At 64.4% G+C, this 17704-nt stretch carries 16 protein-coding genes; 12 read left to right on the top strand and 4 right to left on the bottom strand.

The annotated features are described in order from the left end of the window. Window positions 1-7 precede the first annotated feature (7 nt). Genes LB519_RS04850 through LB519_RS04840 form a run of 3 tightly spaced genes read left to right on the top strand, consistent with a single transcriptional unit; the run spans window position 8 to window position 3981 of the window. On the top strand, window positions 8-1291 hold the full coding sequence (locus LB519_RS04850) for a nucleotide disphospho-sugar-binding domain-containing protein (RefSeq protein ID WP_013528948.1): 1284 nt from the start codon (window positions 8-10) through the stop codon (window positions 1289-1291). Between the two features lie 6 nt (window positions 1292-1297). After that, complete coding sequence (locus LB519_RS04845; protein ID WP_224618888.1) at window positions 1298-2677, top strand: glutamine synthetase family protein; 1380 nt, start codon at window positions 1298-1300, stop codon at window positions 2675-2677. Window positions 2678-2679: 2 nt separating this feature from the next. Then, entirely contained in the window at window positions 2680-3981 is a 1302-nt protein-coding gene (locus tag LB519_RS04840; RefSeq protein ID WP_224618885.1) for an NAD(P)/FAD-dependent oxidoreductase, read from the top strand. A gap of 235 nt (window positions 3982-4216) precedes the next feature. Here LB519_RS04840 and LB519_RS04835 read toward each other — a convergent pair whose 3' ends face one another. Further along, a complete protein-coding gene (locus LB519_RS04835; protein ID WP_013528951.1) occupies window positions 4217-4987 on the bottom strand; it encodes an IclR family transcriptional regulator C-terminal domain-containing protein in 771 nt (256 codons plus the stop codon). Window positions 4988-5108: 121 nt separating this feature from the next. Here LB519_RS04835 and LB519_RS04830 point away from each other — a divergent pair, with 121 nt between their 5' ends. The 7 genes from LB519_RS04830 (at window position 5109) to LB519_RS04800 (ending at window position 12890) form a co-directional block, all read left to right on the top strand. Next, complete coding sequence (locus LB519_RS04830) at window positions 5109-5966, top strand: CoA transferase subunit A (protein WP_013528952.1); 858 nt, start codon at window positions 5109-5111, stop codon at window positions 5964-5966. Then, a complete protein-coding gene (locus LB519_RS04825; RefSeq protein WP_127366786.1) occupies window positions 5963-6763 on the top strand; it encodes a CoA-transferase subunit beta in 801 nt (266 codons plus the stop codon). Before LB519_RS04830 ends, LB519_RS04825 begins: the two co-directional genes overlap by 4 nt. Before the next feature lies 1 nt (window position 6764). Then, a complete protein-coding gene (pcaF, locus tag LB519_RS04820) occupies window positions 6765-7970 on the top strand; it encodes a 3-oxoadipyl-CoA thiolase (RefSeq protein ID WP_013528954.1) in 1206 nt (401 codons plus the stop codon). A gap of 143 nt (window positions 7971-8113) precedes the next feature. After that, complete coding sequence (locus LB519_RS04815) at window positions 8114-9145, top strand: BMP family protein (RefSeq protein WP_224618883.1); 1032 nt, start codon at window positions 8114-8116, stop codon at window positions 9143-9145. A gap of 237 nt (window positions 9146-9382) precedes the next feature. After that, a complete protein-coding gene (locus LB519_RS04810) occupies window positions 9383-10894 on the top strand; it encodes an ABC transporter ATP-binding protein (protein WP_127366317.1) in 1512 nt (503 codons plus the stop codon). Further along, window positions 10894-11949: an ABC transporter permease gene (locus tag LB519_RS04805; RefSeq protein WP_224618881.1), complete on the top strand. Its 1056-nt coding sequence runs from the start codon at window positions 10894-10896 to the stop codon at window positions 11947-11949. The genes LB519_RS04810 and LB519_RS04805 overlap by 1 nt, the downstream gene beginning before the upstream one ends. After that, window positions 11946-12890 carry an ABC transporter permease gene (locus LB519_RS04800; protein ID WP_063169487.1) on the top strand — a complete coding sequence of 315 codons (945 nt, stop codon included), beginning with the start codon at window positions 11946-11948 and terminating at the stop codon, window positions 12888-12890. The genes LB519_RS04805 and LB519_RS04800 overlap by 4 nt, the downstream gene beginning before the upstream one ends. A 27-nt stretch (window positions 12891-12917) precedes the next feature. On the opposite strand, the gene LB519_RS04795 is transcribed toward LB519_RS04800, so the two are convergent. After that, on the bottom strand, window positions 12918-13685 hold the full coding sequence (locus LB519_RS04795) for an SDR family NAD(P)-dependent oxidoreductase (protein WP_024504731.1): 768 nt from the start codon (window positions 13683-13685) through the stop codon (window positions 12918-12920). A 289-nt stretch (window positions 13686-13974) separates the two neighbouring features. On the opposite strand from LB519_RS04795, the gene LB519_RS04790 reads away from it, so the two are divergent. After that, complete coding sequence (locus LB519_RS04790) at window positions 13975-14130, top strand: hypothetical protein (RefSeq protein ID WP_013528960.1); 156 nt, start codon at window positions 13975-13977, stop codon at window positions 14128-14130. Between the two features lie 111 nt (window positions 14131-14241). Continuing rightward, window positions 14242-15183: an LLM class flavin-dependent oxidoreductase gene (locus LB519_RS04785; RefSeq protein WP_224618880.1), complete on the top strand. Its 942-nt coding sequence runs from the start codon at window positions 14242-14244 to the stop codon at window positions 15181-15183. Between the two features lie 6 nt (window positions 15184-15189). Here the strand turns inward: LB519_RS04785 and LB519_RS04780 are convergent, their stop codons facing one another. After that, complete coding sequence (locus LB519_RS04780; RefSeq protein WP_013528962.1) at window positions 15190-15876, bottom strand: cysteine hydrolase family protein; 687 nt, start codon at window positions 15874-15876, stop codon at window positions 15190-15192. Between the two features lie 36 nt (window positions 15877-15912). Continuing rightward, a complete protein-coding gene (locus tag LB519_RS04775; protein WP_224618878.1) occupies window positions 15913-17637 on the bottom strand; it encodes an ABC transporter ATP-binding protein in 1725 nt (574 codons plus the stop codon). Window positions 17638-17704 lie beyond the last annotated feature (67 nt).

Genomic DNA, 17704 nt, shown 5'->3' with positions numbered 1-17704 from the left:
GGATTAATTGACGCGTAAAGCCAGCCCGACCATCGCGCTGTTTCCCGAAGCAAGCTTCGGCGCGGCGTTGAATTGCGTCGGCATCGCGCAGGCGCTGCGTGCGAAAGGCGCCCGGCCCGTCTTCATCTGCCATGCCGGTTTCTCCGGCGTCTTTGCCGACTATGGTTTCCAGGAATACCAGCTGCCAACCGACGAGCCGCTGAGCGAGAGCCAACGCCAGAGCTACTGGCAGGCTTTCGTGCGCCGGCACCTGCCGCATTTCAGGCTGAGCCCGATCGACCAGCTCGAGACCTATGTCGCTCCGACCTGGCAGGCCATCGTCGACACCGCGGTCAATGCCGAGGCGCCGCTGCGCCAATTGCTGGCACGGCTCAAGCCGGATGCCGTGGTGCTCGACAATGTCATCATGTTCCCGGCGATCGCCGCAGCCGGCTGTCCGTGGGTGCGCGTCGTCTCCTGCGCCGAGACCGAGCTGCCGGACGCCAATGTGCCGCCCTATCTGTCGGGGCTTGGCGTGGACGACCCGCAACGCGCGGCGTTCGAGGCCAGGTATCTGGCGGCTTGCGCGCCGGCGCATGACCGCTTCAACCGCTTTCGGGCGGATGCCGGACTGGGGCCGCTGCCGAAGGGTCAGTTCCTCGAGACGTCGCCCGATCTCAACCTGCTGCTGACGCCGACGATCGTGCGCCGCGAGCGTGCCGAGCCGCTCGACCCCGCGCGCTTCGTCTATCTCGAGGGCTGCGTGCGTTCTGAAGGGCCGTTCGAGGTGCCGGTGTTCCCGCGCAATGGCGGGCCGCTGGTCTATGTCAGCTTCGGCAGCCTGGGTGCCATGGATGTCGGCCTGATCGAGCGCATGCTGGTGGTGTTCGACAGGCTGCCGGCGCGCTTCATCGTCAATGCCGGCGGCCTGCGCGACGCTTACCGCGCGGTGCCGGACAATGTTTATCTCGACGCCTGGTTTCCGCAGCCCTCGGTGGTGGCGAAGTCGGATCTGTTCATCCATCACGGCGGCAACAACAGTTTTTGCGAAGCGCTGCGCTTCGGCGTGCCGTCACTGATCATGCCCTATTGCTGGGATGGACACGACAACGCGCAACGCGCCGAAGAGACCGGCACCGGCGACCATATCGGCCGTGACGGCTGGACCGAAGGAGTGTTGGAGAAAGCCATTCTCGGCCTGCTGGCCGACGATGCCATGCGCGCCCGCCTCAAGGACAATGCAGCCCAAATGGCGCTGAAGCCCGGAACGGATGCGGCCGCGCAAGCCATACTCTCTCTGATACGGATTTGAACGAAAATGCCTGACAACAACACGAACATCTCGCTCTCCAGCGGCAACGATGCCAAGGCCTGGCTGGCCCGGCACGGCATCAACGAAGTCGAGTGCCTGGTGCCCGACATGAACGGCGTCCTGCGCGGCAAGGCCTTGCCGACGGCCAAATTCCTCCAGGCGCTTGAAGACTGCGCGCTCTATCTGCCGAGCAGCGCTTTCCTGGTCAGCATCGACGGCCGCTATTCCGGCTCGATCGACGAGGGTTTTGCCTATTCGGATCCGGACATGCGCATGGTGCCTGATGTATCGACGCTCTGCCTGGCGCCGGGTGCCGCTCCCGGCAAGGCCTATGTCTTTGCCGATGCCTTCCATATGGACGGCCGGCCCTGGATGGCCTCGCCGCGCCATGTGCTGCGCGCCGTGCTCGATCTCTACGCCAAGCGCGGCTGGCGGGCGGTGGTGGCGCCCGAGGTGGAATTCTATCTCACCGCGCCCAATCCCGATCCCGACCGTCCGCTGACCGCCCCGGTCGGCGCCAATGGCCGCGCCGAGACCGTGCAGCATCCCTACGATATGGCCGGGCTCGAGGAGTTCGAGCCGGTGATCCGGCGCATCTACAACTATGCGGCGGCGGCCGGCCTGCCGCTCGACACGCTGATCCATGAATCGGGTACGGCGCAGCTGGAGATCAACTTCCTGCATGGCGATGCGCTGCCCCTGGCCGACAAGGTGCTGCTGTTCAAGCGGCTGACGCGCCAGGCAGCGCAGCAAAGCGGCATGCACGCCACCTTCATGGCCAAGCCGATCGCCGCACAGGCCGGCAGCTCGATGCATCTGCACATGTCGGTCATCGACGAGGCCGGCAGGACTTTGTTTGCCGGCAACGACGATGCCGACACCGCAATGTTTGGCCACTTCATCGGCGGCCTGCAGAAATATGTCCCCGAAATCATGCCGCTGTTCGCGCCCAACGTGAACTCGTTCCGCCGCATCAGGCCGAACCACAGCGCGCCGGCCAACATCGAATGGTCGCATGACAACCGCTCCTGCGGCCTGCGCGTGCCGGCCGGCGGCCGCGCGGCGCGGCGGGTGGAGAACCGGCTTCCGGGTGCGGATTCCAATCCTTACCTGGCGATCGCCGGCTCGCTGCTTGCCGGCTATCTCGGCGTCGAGCAGAAACTGGCGCGCTCGCCCGAGGCGTCGGGCAATGCCTACAAGATCAAGAGCACGCTGCCGAAGACGATGGAGGAGGCGCTCGATCGTTTCGAGGCTTGCGGCCCGGTGCGGGAACTGCTCGGCGAGGATTTCTTCCAGACTTATCTGCGCGTAAAGAGCGTCGAGCTCGACCTGTTCCAGGGCGTGGTGACGAGCTGGGAACGCGACCACCTGCTGCTGAAGGTGTGATCATGGCTTCCAGTTCAACGGGCTTCAATTCGGGCCTCGATATCGGCAAATCCTATTATGTCGCCACCGCCAATCCGGCGCCGGACCATCCGGCGCTGGTCGGCGATGTCGACACCGACCTGGTGGTCGTCGGCGGCGGCTGCACCGGCCTGTCGGCCGCCCTTCACGCCGCCGAGCGCGGGCTGAAGGTGGTGCTGCTCGAAGGCGGCAAGATCGGCTGGGGCGCGTCGGGCCGCAATGGCGGCCAGATGATCCCCGGCCTGCGCAAGGGCGCCAAGGGACTGGTCAAGCTCTATGGGCCTGAGCGGGCAAAGGTACTGTTCGATCTTGCGTTCGAGGCGCGCGGGCTGGTGCTCGATATCATCGAGCGCCATGCCATCGATTGCGATCTCAGGCTGACCGGCCATCTGGTCGGCGCGGTCAACGGCTCCGATCTCAAGGATCTCGAGGAAGAGGTCGAGTGCCTGGCCACGGTGATGAAGTTCCCGCACGCCGAAATCCTGTCGGCGGCGGAAGCCCGAGCCAAGGTCGACACACCCTATCATGGCGCGATGTATGAGCCGCTCGGCGGCCACATGCATCCGCTGAACTACACGCTCGGCCTTGCCCGCGCGGCGATTGCTGCCGGCGTCGTCATCCATGAGAATTCGGTGGCGGTGAAGCTGGAGCGTGAGCCTTCGATCCGGATCTCGACGGCAAAGGGATCGGTGCGTGCAAAACATGTCGTGCTGGCCGGTGACGCTCTGCTCGATGGGCTGGAGCCGCGCGTCAACAGCCGCATCATGCCGGTCGGCAACTACATCGTCGCCACCGAGCCGCTGGAGGGCAAGCGCAATGTCATCCCGGCCAATGTCGCGGTGTCCGACACACGCTTCGTCGTCAACTATTACCGGATGTCGGCGGACGGCCGGCTGCTGTTCGGCGGCGGCGAGCGCTACACGCCGTCACCGCCGGCCGATATCGCCGGCTTCGTGCGGCCGCATATGGAAGCCACCTTCCCGCAACTTCAGGGCTGCCGCATCGATCACGCCTGGGGCGGGCTGGTGTCGGTGACGACATCTAGGCTGCCGCATGTCGGGCACTATGGCGAGGTCTATTTCGCGCATGGCTATTCCGGCAAGGGCGTCATCCTGTCGACGCTGTCGGGCAAGCTCCTGGCCGAGGCGATCGCCGGCGACGCCTCGCGGCTCGATCTGTTCTCGACGCTGACCCCAATGCCATTCCCCGGCGGCACGGCGCTGCGCGGTCCGCTCTATGTGCTGGGCATGCTGTGGTATGCCATGCGGGATCGCATCAAGCATTGAGGGTCGGCGGAGCGGTGCCGGGCGCTGGCGATCCTTGGCGCCCCCCTCAGTCCTGCCGGACATCTCCCCCTCAAGGGGGAGATTGGCAGATTGGCGGCTTCGCCCATTCCTGCGTCGTTGGAGATTGGCGAAAGCCGGCGTGACGTCCGATCTCCCCCAAGAAGAGGGGGAGATGCCCGGCAGGGCAGAGGGGGGCGCTGTCCCGCCGACGGTGAAGGTTGTTGGAGAAGGCCTCTTAAACCACAAAAAAATCTTCAATCCGCTGCCTGGCCTCCAGCAGCGCCGGCAGAATCTCCCGTTCCATCTCCGCGACGGAGAACCGCGCCGATTGCGTCGAGACGTTGATGGCCGCGACCGTGCGTTCTGCGCGGTCGCGGATCGGCACGGCGATCGAGCGCAGGCCGAGTTCCAGTTCCTCGTCGACGATGGCAAAGCCGTCCGCTTTCGCCTTGCCGATGGCGTTGGCTAACAAACGCCTGTCGGTGATCGTCTTCGGCGTCCGTCTCTCGATCGTCGCCTGGCCGAGGAATGCGTCCAATTCCTGAGGCGTCAGACCGGCAAGCAGGATGCGTCCCATCGAAGTGCAATAGGCCGGCAGCCTGGTGCCGACATCAAGCGACACGCTGAGGATGCGGCGGCCGGGAATGCGGGCGACATAGACGACATCGGCACCCGACAGGATCGCCGCCGAACAGGCCTCGTTCAGCTGTGCGGCGACAGCGCGCATGATGGGTGCGGCGAAGGCCCAGAGCGAGGCGCCGCCGAGCCAGGTGCGGGCGATCGTCAGCAAGCGTGGCGACAGCGAGAACACGCGGCCGGCTTGCGTTGCATAGCCGGTGGCGGTGAGCGTCAGCAGAAAGCGGCGGGCGCCGGCGCGGGTCAGGCCCGCTTCCTCGGCCATTTCGGTCAGCGTCATGCCCGAGGGATGCCGAGCCAGGATCTCCATGACGGCAAGGCCACGTTCAAGCGAGCCGACATGATCACGGGAAGCGGCTTCTTCGTCCATCTCAACTCCGCGGGAACGGCATCGACGCCAGGATTGACTCCTCGCCCTCCCCCAGCGTAGAAAGTATCGCATATAAAACATATGTTCGCAATGCGAACTTTTTGAACCCGGAGCCGATGCGATGGTCAAGTTCCTGCCGCTCAAACAGGCCGTTGCGGAGAATTTGAACGATGATGACACGGTCGCCTTCGAGGGTTTCACCCATCTGATCCCGACGGCGGCGGCGCATGAGGCGATCCGTCAGGGTTTTCGCGACCTGACCCTGGTCCGCATGACGCCGGACCTGATCTACGACCAGATGATCGGTATGGGCATGGCGAAGAAAATTGTCTTCTCCTATGTCGGCAATCCCGGCGTCGGCCTGCTGCGGCGCGCCCGCGACGCCATCGAGAACGGTTTCCCCAGATCGATCGAGATCGAGGAGCACAGCCATGCCGGCATGGCCAATGCCTATGAGGCGGGCGCGGCCGGTCTGCCCTGCGCGGTGTTTCGCGGCTATCGCGGTGCTGGCCTCGCGGCGGTCAATCCGAACATCAAGTCTGTCACCTGTCCGTTCACCGGCGAGGTGCTGGCGGCTGTTCCTTCGATCAGGCCTGACGTCACCTTCATCCATGCGCAGAAGGCCGACAGACAAGGCAATGTGCTGGTCGAAGGCATCATCGGCATCCAGAAGGAAGCGGTGCTGGCGGCCAAGCGAGCGGTGGTGACGGTGGAGGAAGTGGTCGACAATTTCGACGATCTGCACCCCAATCTGACCGTGCTGCCGCGCTGGACGATCGCGGCGATATCCGTCGTGCCAGGCGGCTCGCATCCGTCCTATGCGCATGGCTATTATGCACGTGACAATGCGGCCTATCTGGAATGGGACGAGATCGCTGCCGACCGTGAAAAATTCCAGGCGTGGATGCAGGCCAATGTCTTGGAGAAGAGCGCCGGCGATTTCGCGGCCCGGGTCGAGCATTTGAGGAAAGCGGCATGAGCGACAATCCATTGGGTTTCACCCCCAACGAGATGATGACGATCGCCGCCAGCAGGGCGCTCAGGAATGACGATGTCTGCTTCGTCGGCATCGGCGCACCGTCCGCGGCCTGCAATGTGGCGCGGCTGACACATGCGCCTGACATCACGCTGATCTACGAGAGCGGCACGATCGGCACCGCGCCCGATGTGCTGCCGCTGTCGATCGGCGACGGCGAATTGTGCGAGACCGCCGTCACCACCGTCGCGGTGCCGGAGATGTTCCGCTACTGGCTGCAGGGCGGCCGCATCTCGATCGGCTTTTTGGGGGCGGCGCAGCTCGACAAGTTCGGCAACATCAACACCACGGTCATCGGCGACTATCTCCATCCCAAGACCAGGCTGCCTGGCGGCGGCGGTGCGCCGGAGATCGCGACCTCGTCGAAGCAGATCTACATCACAATGGCGCAGACCAAGCGCGGCATGGTCGAGAAGATCGACTTCTTCACCTCCTTCGGCCATGGCGAGGGTGGCGATCATCGCAAGCGGCTTGGCATCGACACATCAGGTCCGACCTTGCTGATCACCGATCTCGCCATCTGGAAGCCGGATCCGGTGACCAAGGAATTCACCGTCGTGTCGCTGCATCCAGGCGTCACCCGCCAGCAGGTGCAGGAGAGCTGTGGCTGGGTCGTTAAGTTTGCCGAGGCGCTTGACGAAACGCCGGCGCCAAGCGAACTCGAATTGAAGACATTGCGCGACCTGCAGGCCCGCACCAAGGCGGCGCATGAGGGAACCGGAAAAGCAAAGGCTGCATGACATGGCCGAGGCCTATATCTGCGACTACATCCGCACGCCGATCGGCCGCTTCGGCGGTTCGCTGTCTTCGGTACGATCAGACGATCTTGGCGCGATACCGCTGAGGGCGCTGGCCGAGCGCAATCCGGGCATCGACTGGCAGGCGATCGACGATGTCGTCTATGGCTGCGCCAACCAGGCCGGCGAGGACAATCGCAACGTAGCGCGCATGGCGCTGCTGCTGGCCGGGCTGCCAAAGGAGGTCCCGGGCTCCACCGTCAATCGCCTGTGCGGCTCCGGCATGGATGCGCTGACCATTGCCGCCCGAGCCATCAAGGCCGGCGAGGCGGAGCTGATGATCGCGGGCGGCGTCGAATCGATGAGCCGGGCACCCTTCGTCATGCCCAAGGCCGACACGGCGTTCTCGCGCAATGCCGAGATTTACGACACCACCATCGGCTGGCGCTTCGTCAACCCGCTGATGAAGAAGCAGTATGGCGTCGATTCCATGCCGGAAACCGGCGAGAACGTCGCCGAGGATTTTTCGGTGTCGCGGGCCGACCAGGACGCCTTCGCAGTGCGCAGCCAGAACAAGGCCGTCGCCGCACAAGCCAATGGAAGATTGGCGAAGGAGATCACCCCAGTGACCATCCTGCAGCGCAAGGGCGATGCGCTCATTGTCAGCAAGGATGAACACCCCCGCGCGGGCTCAACGGTCGAGGCGCTGGCCAAGCTGCCGACGCCGTTCCGGCAGGGCGGCACGGTGACGGCCGGCAACGCCTCCGGCGTCAATGACGGCGCGGCGGCGCTGATCGTTGCCTCCGAGGCGGCGGTGAAAAAGTATGGGCTGACGCCGATCGCCCGCATCCTCGGCGGGGCTGCCGCCGGCGTGGCGCCGCGCATCATGGGCATCGGCCCGGTGCCGGCGACGCAAAAACTCTGCGCGCGGCTTGGCCTGACGCCAAAACAGTTCGACGTCATCGAGCTCAACGAAGCCTTTGCCTCGCAAGGCATCGCCGTGCTGCGCCAGCTCGGCATTGCCGAGGACGCCGAACACGTCAACCCGAATGGCGGCGCCATCGCGCTCGGCCATCCCCTGGGCATGTCGGGCGCCCGCATATCCGGCACGGCGGCGCTGGAGCTTCGCGAGCGCGGCGGCCGGTATGCGCTTGCCACCATGTGCATCGGCGTCGGCCAGGGCATCGCGATCGCGCTGGAACGGGTCTGATCGGCAAGTCTCTCCGGCTAACTTCGAGAATCCGGTGCGGTCAAATTTGACCACGTGGACAAAAGTCCGGACCCGTTCCATAGTTCCTCGTCTGATTTTTAGAACAGCCGGCTCGACACGGCTGTCGAACAGAGGGGAATACAATGGAAAACCGAAAGAACAGATTTCAATCCGCACGCGAAGGGCTTTCGCGACGCAATGTGCTGGAGTTGGGCGCGCTTGGCCTGGCTGCGGCAATGCTGCCGGGCGCTGCCTTCGGCAAGGACAAGAAACTGAAGGTGGCGGCGATCTTCGCCACGCCGATCGAGGAGCCATGGGACAACCAGATCCATGTCGCCCTGCAGAAGGCCGAGAAGGAACTCGGCATCGAATACAAATGGTCGGAGAAGGTGCAGACCGCCGATTTCAGCCGCGTCATGCGCGAATACGCGCAAGGCGGCTACCAGCTGGTGCTGGGTGATGCCTTCGCCGCCGAGCGTGAGTCGCGCCGCACCGCCAAGCAGTTCCCGAAGACCGCCTGGCTGTTCGGCTCGGGTGCCGGGCCGGCGGAACCGAATTTCGGCGTGTTCGACAACTGGATCCACGAGCCCGCCTATCTCTCCGGCATGATCGCCGGCAAGATGTCGAAGTCGGGCACGATCGGCGCTGTCGCGGCGATGGGCATTCCGGAAGTGAACCGGCTGGTCAACGCCTTCTTCGCCGGTGCCAAGGAGGTCAACCCGAACATCAAGAAGAAGGTCGCCTTCATCGGCTCTTTCTTCGATCCGCCCAAGGCCAAGGAAGCGGCGGTCGCGCAGATCGACGCCGGCGTCGACGTCATCTATGCCGAGCGCTTCGGTGTCATCGAAGCGGCGGTCGACAAGAAGATCCTTGCCATCTCCAACATGTCCGACCAGTCGAGTCTCGGCCCGGATACGGTCATCACCGGCCCGGTCTGGGACATGTATCCGACGGTCGAACAGGCGATCAAGCTGGTCAAGGCCGGCGTCTTCACCGCGCAGGACTATGGCGACTTCTCGCGCATGGCCAAGGGCGGCTCGCATCTGGCGCCTTACCACAAGTTCGACAAGACGCTGCCGGCTGATGTGAAGGAGCTGGTCGAAAAGAAGAAAGCCGAGATACTCGAAGGCAATTTCCGCGTCGACTTGGACGAGAACACGCCGGTTTCGGATTGAGTTCTGGTTTGAGGGGCTGGTGCTAGGCGCCCCCCTCTGTCCTGCCGGACATCTCCCCCTCAAGGGGGGAGATTGGCAGCTTCGTCGGCGGCACTGTTCGACGTAGAAAATTGGCGAAAGCCGATATGACATCCAATCTCCCCCTTGAGGGGGAGATGGCCGGCAGGCCAGAGGGGGGTGCAGCGCATTCCTCTCAATCAAAGCTGAATCGCAAAGCCCGTCCGTTCAGGAGCCCCCTTGTCCGCCCCCCTCATCGAAATGCGCGGCATCACCAAGAGCTTCGGCGCCGTCAAGGCGAACGAGGCCGTTGATCTCAGCGTCGCGCCCGGCGAAATCCTCGGGTTGCTGGGCGAGAATGGCGCCGGCAAGACGACGCTGATGAATGTGCTGTTCGGCGCCTATGCGCCCGACGCCGGCGAAATTCTCATCCAGGGCAGGCCGGTGCGGATCACAAGTTCCGCCGATGCGCTAGCCGCCGGCATCGGCATGGTGCACCAGCATTTTCATCTGGCGCCAAGGCTGACGGTGCTGGAGAACCTGCTGATAGGCATTCCCGGCAAGACAGGGCGGATCGACCGCGCCGGCGGGCTGGCGCGGCTGGCCGAGATCGGCCGCCAGCATGGGCTGACGCTTGATCCCGATCTTCCGGTCTCGGCGCTGTCGGTCGGCGAGCAGCAGCGGCTCGAAATCGTCAAGGCACTGTTTCGCGGCGCCAGGCTCTTGATCCTCGACGAGCCGACGGCGGTGCTGGCGCCGAGCGAGGTCGACGGGCTGTTTTCGGCGTTGCGGTCGATGGCGGCGCAAGGGCTCGGCATCATTTTCATCTCGCATAAGCTCAACGAGGTGCGGGCACTGACGCATCGCTGCACGGTGCTGCGGCATGGGCGCGTCGCCGGCCGCGTCGACGATCCCGCCAACACGACATCGTCCGCAATGGCGCAACTGATGTGCGGCCATGAGATCGTGCCGCCGGCGCGGGGACCATCGACGCCGGGTGCCGCTGTGCTCACCCTCAATGGCATTTCCACCTCGCGTCATTCGGGTACGGCGCTGCGCGACGTGTCGCTTGCCGTGCGTGCAGGCGAAATCCTCGGCATTGCCGGCGTGTCGGGCAATGGCCAGCGCGCGCTGGCGGAGGTCATCTCCGGCGTGCGCGTACCTGACGCCGGCCGGATGACGATCGCCGGCCAGAAAGTCTCACGCTTTTCGCCGCGCGAGGTGCAGGCGCTCGGTCTCGGCCGTATCCCGGAAGACCGTATGACGACGGGGCTGGTTACCAACCTGCCGCTCGCGGATTCGATGGTGTTGCCGCGCATCGGCACCGCCGCGTTCAGCAGCAGAGGCCTGCTCAAGCCGGATGCGATCCGCGCCTTCGCGGAAGAGCAGATCAAGGCCTATGATATCAGGTGCCCTGGGCCGATGACCCGCGCGGGAGCGCTGTCCGGCGGCAATCTGCAGAAGGCCCTTCTGGCGCGCGAACTCGCTTTCGACCCGAAGGTTCTGATCGTCTCGCAACCGACGCGCGGGCTCGATATCGGCGCGGCGCGTTTCATCCACGAAAAGTTCCTCGACATGCGGGCCAAGGGCTGCGGCATCATCGTCATCGGCGAGGATCTGGAAGAGCTGCTGGTGCTCTGCGATCGCATCGCGGTGATGTATGAGGGCCGCATTGTCGGCACGCTCGACAGCGCCGATGCAACGATCGCACAGCTCGGCCTGATGATGACCGGGGCGGAGGGGCACAGCTGATGTTTCGCCTGGAAGTCCGCACCTCTACGCCGGCCTGGTTCAACCTCGCTTTGCCGCTGCTGGCTATCGGCGCGACGCTTGTCCTGTGCAGCGGCCTGATCGCGCTGGCCGGCCCCGGCGTGCTCGACGCGTATGGCGTGATGTTCACGGCCTCGCTGGGCGACAGCTATGCGATCACCGAAACGATGGTGCGCGCCGCGCCGATGATCTTCACCGGACTGGCGGTGGCGGTCGCCTTCCGGGCAAAATTCTGGAACATCGGCGCCGAGGGTCAATTGCTGGCCGGCGCGGTGGCCAGCTGCTTTGTCGGCGCCATCCCGATGCCGGGACCGCTCGCTATGGTGTTGATGGCGGTCGCAGGCGCTGCGGCCGGGGCCGCGGTCGCGCTGGTGCCGGCGACCCTCAGGGTAAAATTCAAGGTCGACGATGTCGTCAGTTCGCTGCTGCTCAACTCGGTCATCTACTACGCGCTGATGGCGCTGATCGAAGGACCGTGGAAGGACTCCTTCAGCGGCTATCCGATCTCGCCGCCGATAGAGGATTCGGCCAATTTCCCTGTGCTGATCGAAGGTACAAGGCTGCATCTCGGCGTTATCGTGGCGCTGCTGGCGGCACCGCTGATCTGGTTCCTGATCGTGCGCACCACGCTCGGCTTCAGGATAAGGGTCACCGGCGAAAACCCGGAAGCGGCCAGATATGGCGGCATCCATGTCGAGCGCGTGCTGATCTCGACAGCGCTGCTGTCCGGCGCGCTGGCCGGACTGGCCGGCGTCGGCGAGGTCGGCGGCGTGCATTTCCAGGTGATGAGCGACATCTCGCCGGGCTACGGCTATTCCGGCATCGTCGTGGCCATGCTGGCGCGGCTCAACCCGCTTGGCGTCGTGCCGGCGGCGATCTTCCTTGCCGCCGTGATGACCGGCGCCGAGGCGATGTCGCGGGCGACCGGCGTGCCGGCCTTCCTCAGCGATGTCATCCAGGGCACTGCACTGCTCGCCATGCTGGTGGCGCTGCTGTTCACCGCCTATCGCATCCGCCGCGTCGGGGTTGCCCGATGAGCGCGGTGTTCGAACAGATCTTCCAGGTCGGTTTTCTGGCCGCGATCATTCGTATCGCCACGCCGCTGGCTTTTGCAACGCTGGGCGAAATGTTCTCGGAACGGGCCGGCGTGCTCAATCTCGGCATCGAAGGCATCATGCTTTTGTCGGCGATGACAGGCTTCACTGCTGCCAGCCTCAGCGGCAGCCTGTGGCTCGGCGTGCTGGCGGCGGTGCTGACCGGCATGCTGATGGGCGCGCTGCATGCGTTGTTCACGGTGGTGCTCGGCCTCAGCCAGCATGTCTGCGGCATCGGCGTGACGCTGTTCTCGTCGGGCCTTGCCTATTTCCTCTACCGGCTGATCTTCGGCCAGCAGTCTGTGCCGCCCAACATCAATGGTTTTCAGACGCTGCCGATCCCCCTCCTCTCCGACATTCCGGTGCTCGGGCCGGCGGTGTTCAACCAGTTCGCGCTGGTCTACATGGCGATCCTGGCCATTCCGTTGGCCGCTTTCATACTCTACCGCACGCCATGGGGCCTGTCGGTGCGCATGGTCGGTGAAAATCCGCGTGCCGCGGATTCGGCCGGTGTCAGCGTCATCGCCACACGCTTCCAGGCGGTTGTCCTCGGCGGCGCGCTGATGGGGCTGGCCGGCGCCTTCCTGTCGATGGCGCAGTTCAACGCCTTCACCTTCGGCGTCGTCTCCGGGCGCGGCTGGGTGGCGATCGCGCTGGTCGTCTTCGGCCGCTGGGATCCATGGCGCTCGGCGGGTGCGGCACTTCTGTTCGCCTTCGTCGATGCCTTGCAGCTGCGCATGCAGGCGAGCGGGCTCGGACACATCCCCTACGAGGCGTTCCTGATGCTGCCGTTCATCTTCACCATCGTCGCCATGGCTGTGATGTCGCGCAACGCGGTGGCGCCGTCGGCGCTGCTCAAGCCATTTAGACGGGAAGAGCGCTGACAGCCGGGCGGCTGTCGGCGTAGCTGTTCACATCGCGGTAAAACCGTTGTCGACGAACAGATGCGTGCCGTTGACGAAGCTCGACTCGTCGCTGGCGAGGTAAAGCGCCGCCCTCGCCACCTCTTCCGGCTCGCCGATGCGGCCCTGCTGCGCGGCCAGCGCTGCGTCCGAGACATCGACGCCGAGCCTGCCGAGGTCGGCAACCTCGCGCAGGCCGTGCGGCGTGCGGATGAAGCCCGGGCAGACGGCGTTGCAGCGGATGTTGCGGTCGCGGAACTCGACGGCGATGGCGCGGGCGAACATGTGGCAAGCGCCCTTGGTGGTGTCGTAGAGCACTTCGTTGGGAGTAGCCGCCACCGCCGAGATCGACGAGGTGCAGACGATCGAGCCGCCGCCCGCCGCAATCATGCCGGGCAAAACGGCGCGCGTCATCAGGAACATCGAGCGCACATTGACGGCATGCAGCCAATCCCATTCCTGCACCGTGGTCTCCAGGAAGGGCTTTATCACGATGGTGCCGGCGTGGTTGAACAGCACGGTGATGGGCCCGAGTTTTTCGATAGCACCCTTCACGGCGGCTTCGACCTGTGCCTCGTCGGAGACGTCGGCGACAAAATGCTCGGCGACATGGCCGCGTGCCCTGATTGTCGCTGCGGTTGCGGCGGCCGCCTCGCCGTTGCGGTCGATGATCGCCACCTTGGCGCCTTCGGCGGCGAACAGCTCCGAGGCTGCTCCACCCATTCCCGTCGCGCCGCCCGAAATGATGGCGACCTTGCCGGCCAGTCTCGTGCCCATTTTTTCTGCCCCTATGTGACGATTTCGCTTTGCTGGTTGGGCGATGCTACCGCGCCGGCGACGGGCGGCCAATCCACGAATTGAATGCCGCGAGGGCAAGGCCATAGGTCCATTCGGACGCAGACCCGAAAACGGACGCGCCATACGGATCGGCCGCCCGAGTGCCCCTGTAAGCAAGTGGCTACCAACTTCCCATCACCTAGGAGAAAATTATTCTAGATTCGACCGAAAAATAGCAATCGACAAAGTCTACAAGTTTTATAGATTAACCGACGAGACGGAGGTCGATATGTCCTATATCCAGAACGCCCAGACGGATCGCAGTGGTCAGCGGGCGGCCAATGCCCAGACCTTCCGCCCGGCCTATGCCGGGGCTTTCGCCTATCTCGTCTTTGCCCTTGCGTTCGTGTTCACCGGGGCCGTTGTTCTGGGTCTTATTCCCTGAGTCGTCAGATCGACCGGGGTTAGCCGCCCCCACCGCTTACAAGCAATCGGAGTTGAATGAACCGAATCCTCGGCGTGCTTTCGCGCGCCCGACACCACGGAGGACATGGCAATGCCGATCGAGTTCACGCATATTCCCGGCAAGACCGCCGATGCCGCGGTTCCCTTTTTCTACGACTTTGCCGAGACCGCGACCAAGCTCGGGCTGATCGAGGACGGCGGCTTCCGCAAGATCGTCGTCGACGATTCGGCCGGACTGCTGACCAACATGGATCTTGCGGCCCAGGTGCTCGATCGCACCTCGTCGCTGGAAGTCGTGCTCACCCATTGGGCGGGCGTGGTCGAACCGACTGTGGCGGCCCGCCAACTGGCGTCGATCGGCAGGCAAAGCGGCGGACGCCTGGCGCTGAGAATGATCAGCGAGCCGCTGAGCGATGCCGACGCCGAAACACGGCCGGTCGGGCACACCGTCATCTGGCAGCGAATAGACGAATATCTGGTGCTGCTGAAGCGGCTGTGGTCGAACGACCGGCCCTTCGACCACGAAGGAACGTTCTACAGCATCAAGGGCGGCTACGTGCCGCGCAAGGGACCGCACGGCGCCGACCTGGTCATCCGCATGGGCGGGCAGTCCGGAACGGCGCTCAAGGTGGCCGGCCGACATGCCGATGTCTTTGAACTGGCGCCGGGCTCGATCGACGAGATCCGGCAATTGATGGAGCGGGTGCGCCGCTCCGCCGCCGAACATGGCCGGGCCGGCAAGCTGCGCTTCGCGCTTCCGGTCGGGATTCACCAAGGTGCTTCCGCCTCCGGCCACAAGGCGGTCGATGTTGCCGGGCCGCCAGCCCAGGCCGCCCTGTCGCTGCTTGCCTATGCAGCCCTCGGGATCGATGAATTCATGATTGTCGGCGTCGACACGCCACGCGAGATCGCAACGCTCGGCCGGGAAACGATCACCCTGCTGCGCAATTCGCTGGCGCGTCGCGAACACGAGGCATTCCAGCCTGGAGCATATGCGTCTCGTGCAGGATTGGAGACGCGCGCAACGGGCTGAAGTTCTTCAGCCTTTTGTTGCCTCGGGCCTGTCGCCAAGCCGCGACAGGCCTTCAATGACAGCGCCCGAATCCGCCAGCGCGCCGAAGACGCCATCTTCGACCGTCACCATATGAAGCGCGGCCTCGTGGGCTTGTTTGTCGCCGCTGGCGCAGGCGTCGGAAATCGTCAGGCATTGAAAGTTGCGGTCGCAGGCTTCGCGCAGCGTGGTGTGGACGCAGACATCCGTCGTGCATCCGGAAAACATGAGATGCGTGATGCCTTGCGCGCGGAGCACAAGCTCGAAATCCGTATAAATGAAGGCGCTGTTGCAGGTCTTGTCGACGATGATGTCGTGCGGTGCCACGTCGATCTCCGGAACGATCTGGAACCCCGTGCCCGAGCGCAGCAGGATATCGGTGCCGTCGAGACCGGAGCGCTTGCGGCGCCATTTTTCGTAAGGCGTCATATCGGCCATGTCGGCCCTATAGCCCTGCCTGGTATGGATGACCCTGACGCCGGCCTTGCGCGCGGCCGCGATCAGCCGGCTCACCGTCGGCAGGATCGCCCTCAGAGGCGACGGGTCATAGCCCTGCCTGGCGAAGTAGCCCGTCGTCGACAGGAAATCCTGCTGCAGGTCGATGACGATCAGCGCGGTGTTTTCGGCCACCAGCCTGCCGTCAAAGGGAAAGTCGAAGGGCGTTGCCTTGATCATCCGGGCGCTCCCTGCTTTGGCCGCTACCATAGTGGATCAACGCGATGACACCAGATGCTGGGCGTCGTGCAGGCGTCGATAGATTCCGCCGGCACGGATCAGTTCGCTGTGCGACCCCTGCTCGACGACGCCCGACTCCGAGACGACGACGATGCGGTCGGCGCCGCGGATCGTTGCCAGCCGGTGTGCGATGACCAGCGTGGTTCGGCCTTCGGCAAGTTCGGCCAACGACTTCTGGATTTCGCGCTCGGTCTCGGTGTCGAGCGCCGACGTCGCCTCGTCGAGGATCAGGATCGGCGGGTTCTTCAAGAACATGCGGGCGATCGCCAGCCGCTGCTTCTGGCCGCCGGACAGTTTTACGCCGCGCTCGCCGATGATCGTGTCATAACCGGCCGGCAGGCCTGATATCATGCCGTCGAGCTGCGCCCGCCGCGCGGCATCGGCGATGGCGTCGTCGGAGGCGCCTAGACGGCCATAGGCGATGTTTTCGCGGATTGAGCCGCCGAACAGGAAGACATCCTGCTGGACGATGCCGATCTGGCCGCGCAGCGAAGCGAGCGTCATGTCCCTGATATCGATGCCGTCGATGCTGATCCGCCCGGCGCTGACTTCGTAGAACCGCGGCAGCAGCGAGCATATGGTGGTCTTGCCTGCACCTGACGGCCCGACGAAGGCGATGGTTTCGCCGGCGCGGATGGTGAGATCGATATCCCTGAGCACCGGCTTGCCGTCGCCGTAGCCGAAGCTCACACCGCGATATTCGATGGAGCCCTTGAGGCCGCTGGCGGTAACGGCACCGGGCCGGTCGGCGATGTCGGGTTCGGTGTCGAGCAACTCTGTGTAGCGGCGGAAGCCGGCAATGCCTTTTGGATAGGTCTCGATCACCGAATTGATCTTCTCGATCGGCCGCACGAAGACGCCGACCAAAAGCAGGAAGCCGACGAAGCCGCCATTGCTCAGGCCTCCCGTAATGACGAGGTAGCTGCCGGCAATCATGACCACGAGCTGGATCAGCCTTATGCCCATGTAGTTCAGCGAATTGCTGGCCGACATGATGCGGTAGGCGTCGAGCTTGGTCTGGCGGTAGCGCTGGTTGTCATGTGCGAACAGCGTGCGCTCATGCTCCTCGTTGGCGAAGGCCTGGACGACGCGCATGCCGCCGACATTCTCCTCGATGCGGACGTTGAAATCGCCGACACGCCGGTAGAGCGCCTGCCAGTTGCGCTCCATGCGGTCGCCGTAGCGCATCGTCACCCAGGCGATCAGAGGCACGATCACCGCCGTGATCAGCGCCAGATGCATGTTGACCGTGAACATCAGCACGAAGGCGCCGGCGAACGTCATCATGGCGATGAACAGGTCCTCGGGGCCATGATGCGCGATCTCGCCGATCTCCTCGAGATCCTTGGTGACGCGACCGACGAGATGGCCGGTCTTGTGGTTGTCGTAGAAGCGGAACGACAGTTTCTGCAGATGATCGAAGCTCTTGCGCCGCATCTCGGTCTCGATGTTGATGCCAAGCATGTGGCCCCAATAGGTGACGACCGCCATCAGCACCGTGTTGAGCAGATAGATTACCAGCAGCCCGGCCGAGGCGATGATGATCAGCGTCCAGTCCTGCCGTGGCAGGAGCTGGTCGACGAAGGTGCGGACCGCCATGGGAAAGCCGAGTTCGAGCAGGCCGGCCAGCACCGCGCAGGAGAAGTCGAGCGCGAACAGCCCCTTCCAGGGCGCGTAATAGGACAGGAAACGTCTGATCATCGAGGTGAACCGCAAGCTGTCTTGATGGACGCGGCGAGGGCACCGGCCGCCATCGATGGGCGCTGCT

The organism is Mesorhizobium sp. AD1-1 (assembly GCF_020164655.1).
GTDB classification, from domain to species: domain Bacteria; phylum Pseudomonadota; class Alphaproteobacteria; order Rhizobiales; family Rhizobiaceae; genus Mesorhizobium; species Mesorhizobium ciceri.
Note: the sequence above shows the minus strand (reverse complement) of the source record. Positions and strands in the feature narration are given on the sequence as shown.

Bases quoted from the DNA above. Each gene is read 5' to 3' on its own strand.
- LB519_RS04845 (WP_224618888.1), top strand. From the start codon at position 1,298: ATGCCTGACAACAACACGAACATCTCGCTCTCCAGCGGCAACGATGCC.
- LB519_RS04840 (WP_224618885.1), top strand. From the start codon at position 2,680: ATGGCTTCCAGTTCAACGGGCTTCAATTCGGGCCTCGATATCGGCAAA.
- LB519_RS04835 (WP_013528951.1), bottom strand. From the start codon at position 4,987: ATGGACGAAGAAGCCGCTTCCCGTGATCATGTCGGCTCGCTTGAACGT.
- LB519_RS04830 (WP_013528952.1), top strand. From the start codon at position 5,109: ATGGTCAAGTTCCTGCCGCTCAAACAGGCCGTTGCGGAGAATTTGAAC.
- LB519_RS04825 (WP_127366786.1), top strand. From the start codon at position 5,963: ATGAGCGACAATCCATTGGGTTTCACCCCCAACGAGATGATGACGATC.
- pcaF (WP_013528954.1), top strand. From the start codon at position 6,765: ATGGCCGAGGCCTATATCTGCGACTACATCCGCACGCCGATCGGCCGC.
- LB519_RS04815 (WP_224618883.1), top strand. From the start codon at position 8,114: ATGGAAAACCGAAAGAACAGATTTCAATCCGCACGCGAAGGGCTTTCG.
- LB519_RS04805 (WP_224618881.1), top strand. From the start codon at position 10,894: ATGTTTCGCCTGGAAGTCCGCACCTCTACGCCGGCCTGGTTCAACCTC.
- LB519_RS04800 (WP_063169487.1), top strand. From the start codon at position 11,946: ATGAGCGCGGTGTTCGAACAGATCTTCCAGGTCGGTTTTCTGGCCGCG.
- LB519_RS04795 (WP_024504731.1), bottom strand. From the start codon at position 13,685: ATGGGCACGAGACTGGCCGGCAAGGTCGCCATCATTTCGGGCGGCGCG.
- LB519_RS04790 (WP_013528960.1), top strand. From the start codon at position 13,975: ATGTCCTATATCCAGAACGCCCAGACGGATCGCAGTGGTCAGCGGGCG.
- LB519_RS04785 (WP_224618880.1), top strand. From the start codon at position 14,242: ATGCCGATCGAGTTCACGCATATTCCCGGCAAGACCGCCGATGCCGCG.
- LB519_RS04780 (WP_013528962.1), bottom strand. From the start codon at position 15,876: ATGATCAAGGCAACGCCCTTCGACTTTCCCTTTGACGGCAGGCTGGTG.
- LB519_RS04775 (WP_224618878.1), bottom strand. From the start codon at position 17,637: ATGATCAGACGTTTCCTGTCCTATTACGCGCCCTGGAAGGGGCTGTTC.